The organism is Dyella subtropica, assembly GCF_026283965.1.
Taxonomy (GTDB): domain Bacteria; phylum Pseudomonadota; class Gammaproteobacteria; order Xanthomonadales; family Rhodanobacteraceae; genus Dyella_D; species Dyella_D subtropica.
On record NZ_JAPDPD010000021.1, the window covers coordinates 64,480 to 70,988 of the forward strand.

Sequence of the window (6,509 nt, forward strand, 5' to 3'; positions counted from 1 at the left end):
CACCGGGGCGTGCCGTTTTCCAGATGGCGCGTGCGGAGCGGCTGCCCTATTCCGGCTATGCGCCGTTGCGGATCACGCTAGTTCCAGGGATTGGCGGGCTGGTCGTTGATCGCCGTCCAGAACCGCGTGATGCCGGCAGGGATCGCGCCGTAGCCCCAATAGCTCCAGCCGCCGCCGCCGTCGTGGAACTCCGCCATCCGCCAGCCGCTGCCGAAGGTGGCGGAGCATTTGCCGTCCGCTACCGCGCGGCTGGTCAGTTGCGATCCCTGTAACGCCCCGGTGAACGCCAAATTGCCGCTTGCCCAGCCATCGGAGAAATCGGTGGTGATGCCCGTAGGAACCGCGCTTCCGGTCACGTTGAGGCACAGGATGGGCAAGGACGCGCTGGGAGACGTATCCCCGTTGTACGGATTGGTGGTGTTGTCGCGCCCGACATGAATCACCGTGGATGTTCTCACCGACCAGGTCATCGCTTTTCCCGTCGTCGTATTCCACGGGTTGGCCGGCTGGTCGTTGATGGCGACCCAGAAACGGCCCAACCCGCCGGGAGTCGCACCGTAGCTCCAATAACTCCAGCCGCCACCGCCATCATGGAACTCGGCCATACGCCAGCCGCCGCCGAAGGCGCTGGCGCACTTGCCGTCCGCCACCGCCCGGCTGGTCAACTGCGATCCCGGCATCGCCCCGGTGAACGCGACCGTACCGCCCGTCCAGCCATCGTAGTAATCGGTGGTGATGCCAGCAGGCAGCGCACTGCTGCCAGTGCTGACGCACATGATGGGCAGCGCCGTGCCAGTCGAGGTATCCCCGCTGTAGGGATTGGTGGTGCTGTCGTTGCCCACATGGACCAGGCCCGCCGTGTTGCCCGGAAAGAAGCTGGCCCAGGTCATGCCAAGATGGCTGGCGCCGCCGGAGCCGCCGCCCGAAATGAAGCCCGGATTGGCGGCGATGAAAGCCTTGGCGGCCTGGATGTCGAAGCTGCCCCAGCCCGTCGCATTGTCACGCCCCGCGGTGGCTGGGTAATGGCCGTTGCCACCGGTTGTCACGTCGTGGAAAGGAAACGTGCCGGCATAGGCGGACAACGATGGCGGAGCGAAACCCAGCGCATTACCGTTGGCTGTCTCCAGCCGCGCCCAGGCGCCGACGAACAACGGCGAGGCCAGACTGGTGCCGCCATTGGTGTAGTAGCCCGACGCGGTAATTCCCGACCCGGCGCTGGCCGTGAAGTAGGCGACGATCGGCGTATTCGTCCAGTCCGCGTCGAAGGCGATATCCGGCAATTGGCGATAGGAACCCGACAGCGAACTCTGCCAGGTGGGCTTGGCTTCATGCGCGCTGATGCCGCCGCCGCTATACGCCCAGGACGACTCGGAGATGTAGCTGTCCGCGGTGCTGGTGTTCAAGGTCGTGCCGCCAACCGTCACGACATAGGGCGAAGAAGCCGGATACCCCACGCCCAGGGTGGTGCCGTAGCTACCGTTGGTGGAAGCACCGCAGGCATAGGCGCCGTTGTCGCCACTGGCCGCGGAAAAGGTCTGGCCCTGGGCGATGCCCAGCTGAAACGCGGAGTCCGCCCAGCCGGTGCTGGCGTCTTCGCAGCCGGGCCAGCCCCACGACATGTTGATGACCCTGGCCGCGTTGTCGCTGACCACGCGATTGATCGTCTGCAACATCAGGCCCTGGTCTTCGGCACCGCCCGCCGTGTAGAAGATCAGCTTCTGCACGCCGCCGCTGATGCCGACGATGGCCTGCGCATCCATGCCCCATTCGCCCTGGCCGGCATCGTCGCCATTGTCGCCGCCGAGAATCACCACCTGGGTCGGCACGGCGGCAAGGCCCTGGCTGCTCTCCATCTGCGCCAGATCGTTGACCGAATTGGTCATGCTGCCCCAGCCAATGATGGCTGCGGTCGTATTGGTCGCGGCGGGTGAGCTGCCCGCGTTGTACACGGTAGCGAATTCCTGGGGATAGTAGCCGTGCGCATTGGTATTGCCGTCGGGGCTGGTGACGATGTGGTAGCCCGGGCGCGGCTGCGAAGTCGCTACAGGATGCATCTGGCCATGCCAGGAAAATGTCTGCGCGTGATCGAGCGTTTGCAGGCCAAGTACGCGGTCGACCGTATCGCTCAGCGCGGTGGGCACCTGTACATCGAGGATGTTGGCGATGCCGGCGCGTCCATCGCGAGTGAAGTGGCCGATCTGCGTGCGAAACGCCGAGCGCGCATTACCGACGGTGCCGTCTGCAGTGACCAGCATGCGGTTCGGCGCGATCCTGACGTTCGTGTAGCCATGCTGCCGCAGATAGTCCGCCACCGCCTGGGCCTGTTGCTCGGTCGGCGCAAAGGTAGCGGTGGATTGCGCACTGCTGAGGAACTGGTGATAAGCCGGACTGCCCGGGCGATGCAGCTCGCGGACGAAGCTGTCCAGCGCATCTTTGTTGCGCAATTTCAGTGTCACCGTGATCGAGGCCGGCTCCTGGTCTGCCGCCAGGCCGCCGAAGGCGGCATTGCCGGTCGCGGCGACGCGCGTTTGCGTCGTCGCCCATGCGGCAGTGTTCGAGGTCTGCGCCGACGCTTCGTACATCACGGTTTGCGCACCGAGCGCAAGCATCAACGCGACTGCCAGCCGCGATCGTACCGAAGCGGGCGGCAAGGCATGCTTTAATCTTTTCATGATCAAATACTCCATTATTTGCGAATAATCGGATATGGCGACATTGCGTCGTCCATTTATTGCTATCGAACATCGCTTGCAGCGCCTCGCGACAACGGTTATCCGTTTGCGATCCAGCAAAATGATTCGTGGCGCCTTGCTGGAAATCGGGGCATCATGGCACAGCTAAAGGCAGTCAAGCACGAAGCCACGAAACATTTATTCCTCGCCACACCGCAAGGAAAAACAGGCACCTTGACGAAGCTTGCACACGTACTGTGGTGAGAGATTCGGTAATCAAACGAAATATTCAAATAGGGATCATCTGAACAATTCACCCGCCGAGAAGTTAAAAGCCGCCGATACGTCCACGGAGCGGCTTTTGAAACAAACGGAGGTGGCATTCAGGGCAATGCCTGACAGGATTCCATATTCGACACACCTCCCCGGCCGCATGGGTGATCCGCCATCCCCAAGTCCTCGACGCGCAGTCGGTCGCGGTCGATCAAACGGTCGAGCGAGCGGAAAAGGTCTTTGCTTTCTTCAATCAGCTTCTATGAAACGGGCGAAGATTCCCTGGTTGATCCCATATGCCATGGCTCTTAAGTCTGATAGGAGCCGGCGCCGCTGAGGTCGACTTCGCCCCATGGCTTTCGTCCTTGCGATGAATGCCCTTCAGTACCTTAAAAACATTCTTCTTGTTCAACACGTTTACGCGAGGATCGTGGCGATAGACGTGGTGCAACAAACCTTTGAGTTCTTTCTCGCAACTGCGCTTCTGACGGCGTGACGGTCTGTCAGCGGCATCACAAAGCGGCCTCCTGCGCCAACAGGATCCCATTCTGCCGATGCCTCACCGCCATCCTGATCCGCCAGAAGTACATCGCGCCGATCGCCCCTTCGAATATCGACCCGACCACCCAGCACGTCGGGAGGAAGCTCGCGTCTCCAACGTGACCGGTCATCAGGACGTAGGTGGTGGGAATGCTGATCGCCCACATCAGCACGACTCTGGTGAGGAACAGAAACCTCGTCAAGCCGAAGCTCTCCAGCACCATGCCTCCAGTCATGGAGAAGGCGAACGCGAGCGAATAGAGCCACAGCACCCGCACGGTCGCGACGGATACCCGCTGAATCTCTTCTCCCTTATCGATCAGCCCGAACGGGTTGAGCAGGAACAGGGGTGTCACGATCTGGAGAAACGAGATGACCGCGAGATACGACAGCTCGATCCCCATCGTCACGAAGAGGATCCGCGTTACCTGCGGATAGTCGCCCTCGCCGATGGCATTCCCGCACAGGACGCCGCACCCGATGCCCAGGCCGATCAGCGGCACGCCGCCCAGGTAGTTCACCGTCAGGTTGACGTTGTTGGCCGCGAGCCCGGCGGCGCCCAGGCCGGCGACGATCCAGACGAAGGCCGCGCTGCCGAGGTTGGTGAGCCCGGTGGAGCTGCCGATGGCGAGCCCTTTTCTGACGCGCGGGATCAACTCGCCTCCGATGTGCCTTCCACGCTGGAACAGCAAACCACCCAGATCCCTCCAGACCTCGCGCGGCATGCAGCCCACGTAGCAGACCGTCATCGTCAGCGTGCCGATCAAGGTTCCGATCGCCGAGCCCCGCATGCCGAGCTCCGGCAAACCGTATTTGCCGAATACCAGGCCGACGATCATGAAGATGACCACGGCCTGGCCGATCAGCCCGACAACCAGCGTCACGCGGGTCCGGCCGATGCCGCTGAAGTAAGCCGAGAGCGCCATGTTCAAGGTCATGGCGGCACCGAAGAACGCCGACCAGAACAAGAACTGCGACTCCAGCCGGGTAATCGCCGGAGGCCGGTTGCTCAGCGACGGAATCCACTCGATGAGCGGTGCCATGAGACACAGGATGAGCGCCAACGCGGCGCCAACCAGGATGCCAAGCGCGGCCTGATAGGCGGCCTGCCGCTGCCCTGATCTACCGAACGCCTGCGCCACGCATGATCGCGAGAACCCGGCGAACCCGGTGAAGAAAGTGACGATCGCCATCGCCGTATGGATGGCCGGCCCGGACGCCTCCAGCGTGTCGGTCGAATATCTGGCCAGGCAGATGCGATCGACCAGCATCATGATCAGGTTACCCAGCATCGCCCCCATCAATGGTGCGGAGACGTTGAGGATTCTCCTGCCCACCTGGAAATAGGTAGCGCCGTCATTCGACTTCAAGGCCGTATCCATCGCCATCAGGTCCGCGACCTGAGTCGCACCGGTACGGCGCTCGGCCCCATGAAGAAGGTCATTACCTGCTGCACCGGCGGCGCCGTGGTGTCGAACTCCAGCTCGAAGTTGCGCATGATCGCCGACACCACCACCTTGACCTCGATCAGCGCCAGGAAGCGGCCTGGGCACAGGCGCTGGCCGCCGCCGAACGGAAACACCTTGCGCGCGGGGTCGTCATCCTTCTGCGGCTTGTGCTCGAAGATCCAGCGCTCCGGCTGGAACTGCTCATGCTGCGGGAACTGTGTCTCGTCCAGCCCGTCGCCAAACGTCGTCGGCACGAAGATCACCATGCCTTTGGGGAGGAAGGTGTCGGCCACCACGCAGTCGGCTTTAGCGAGCAAGCCCAGGAAAGGCGTGGACGAGCGCAGCCGCTGGGTTTCGCTGTGCGCGGCGTCGAGGTACGGCAACAATTTCATCTGCTCCCACTCGCGCGACATCCGGGCATCGCCCAGTACCGCATCGACTTCGGCGGTGAGCTTGGCGGCCGTATCAGGATTCTGTGCCAGCAGGTTGATCATCCACGCGATGGAATTGGCCGTGGTGTCGATGCCGCCCACGACGCTGGCGATGGCATTGCTGACGAGGTCCTGGTCGCTGAAACCCGACTCGGGGTCTTCGCTGGCGACGATCATGGCCTCCAGCATGTTGGTGGGCTCTTCGCGCAACTGAGGCTGCTGCTTCATTCGCTCGCGTGCCTCCGTGATCAGCCTGAGCACGGTCTGTTCCACGTCATGCGCGGACTGGTCGGCCGCGCGATCCACCGGCAGGCGGAAGCGGCGCCAATAGGGGTAGAGCGACGTGCCCCGGCTGGCGAGGCGCCGCATCAGGCTGTCCAGGTCGTGCTGCAACGGGTGGCTGTCGTCGCTTACCACGTTGAGGTCATAGCCCATCGCGATACCGACGATGATGTCCAGCGCCAAGGCCTTCAAATCACGGCGCAGGTCGACGCGCTTGCCGTCGGCCAGCGTGGCCTTCCAGCGGTCCACCATGCGCTGGGTCATCATGCCCATGGTGGGGAAGAAATTCCGTATCACCTCGACACTCAGCCCGCCCGTGACCAGCTTGCGCTGCTTGCGCCAGTCCTCGCCTTCCGCGGTGAACACGCCGCCCACCTTCAGCTCGTTCATGCGCATGCGCAGGCCTCTGCTGCGCTCGAAGCTCTCGGGTCGATCCTTCAGCAGGCTGCTGATGGCCGCGCGGTCGGAAACAACCACGATAGGAATGCCGAACGCATTCAGGCGGTAGATGGGCCCGAACTCGCGGATGTAGTTCGACAGCGTCACATGCCATTGGCTGCCCCGCATCTGCAGCTGATTCCCAAAGAAAGGGATCCCCTTCGGGCCCGGCAGATCCTCGATCGTGCGCGAGTATTTGAGTTCGTCCGCTTCTTCCATATTCAGTTCGGCGGCTTCGATGTTCGAGTTCATGATGGCTTTCCCTCAGTGCAAGCGTGAAATTCCCGAAACCTGCGTGATGGTGGCTAGCAGGCTGTTGAGAAACAGCTTGCTAGTGCAGGCCATGGATGGCCTGCCTTGAATCAAGCACGTTATGTGCTTGATTCAAGGAGCCGAGTCCGGACATGTGCCGGACTCGAGCGAGT

3 protein-coding genes are annotated in these 6,509 nt (G+C 62.5%); all 3 read right to left on the reverse strand.

The genetic code is table 11. The features are described from left to right. Nucleotides 1-77: 77 nt before the first annotated feature. A complete protein-coding gene (locus tag OUZ45_RS17155) occupies nucleotides 78-2,672 on the reverse strand; it encodes a S53 family peptidase (protein WP_266171384.1) in 2,595 nt (864 codons plus the stop codon). A 785-nt stretch (nucleotides 2,673-3,457) separates the two neighbouring features. Continuing rightward, nucleotides 3,458-4,855 carry an MATE family efflux transporter gene (locus OUZ45_RS17160; protein WP_266171385.1) on the reverse strand — a complete coding sequence of 466 codons (1,398 nt, stop codon included), beginning with the start codon at nucleotides 4,853-4,855 and terminating at the stop codon, nucleotides 3,458-3,460. A gap of 17 nt (nucleotides 4,856-4,872) precedes the next feature. Continuing rightward, nucleotides 4,873-6,336 (reverse strand): cytochrome P450, encoded by a 1,464-nt coding sequence (locus tag OUZ45_RS17165; RefSeq protein ID WP_266171386.1) that lies wholly within the window; start codon nucleotides 6,334-6,336, stop codon nucleotides 4,873-4,875. Nucleotides 6,337-6,509: the final 173 nt, after the last annotated feature.

Coding starts and splice junctions, on each gene's coding strand:
- OUZ45_RS17155 (WP_266171384.1), bottom strand. CDS start 2,672: ATGAAAAGATTAAAGCATGCCTTGCCGCCCGCTTCGGTACGATCGCGG.
- OUZ45_RS17165 (WP_266171386.1), bottom strand. CDS start 6,336: ATGAACTCGAACATCGAAGCCGCCGAACTGAATATGGAAGAAGCGGAC.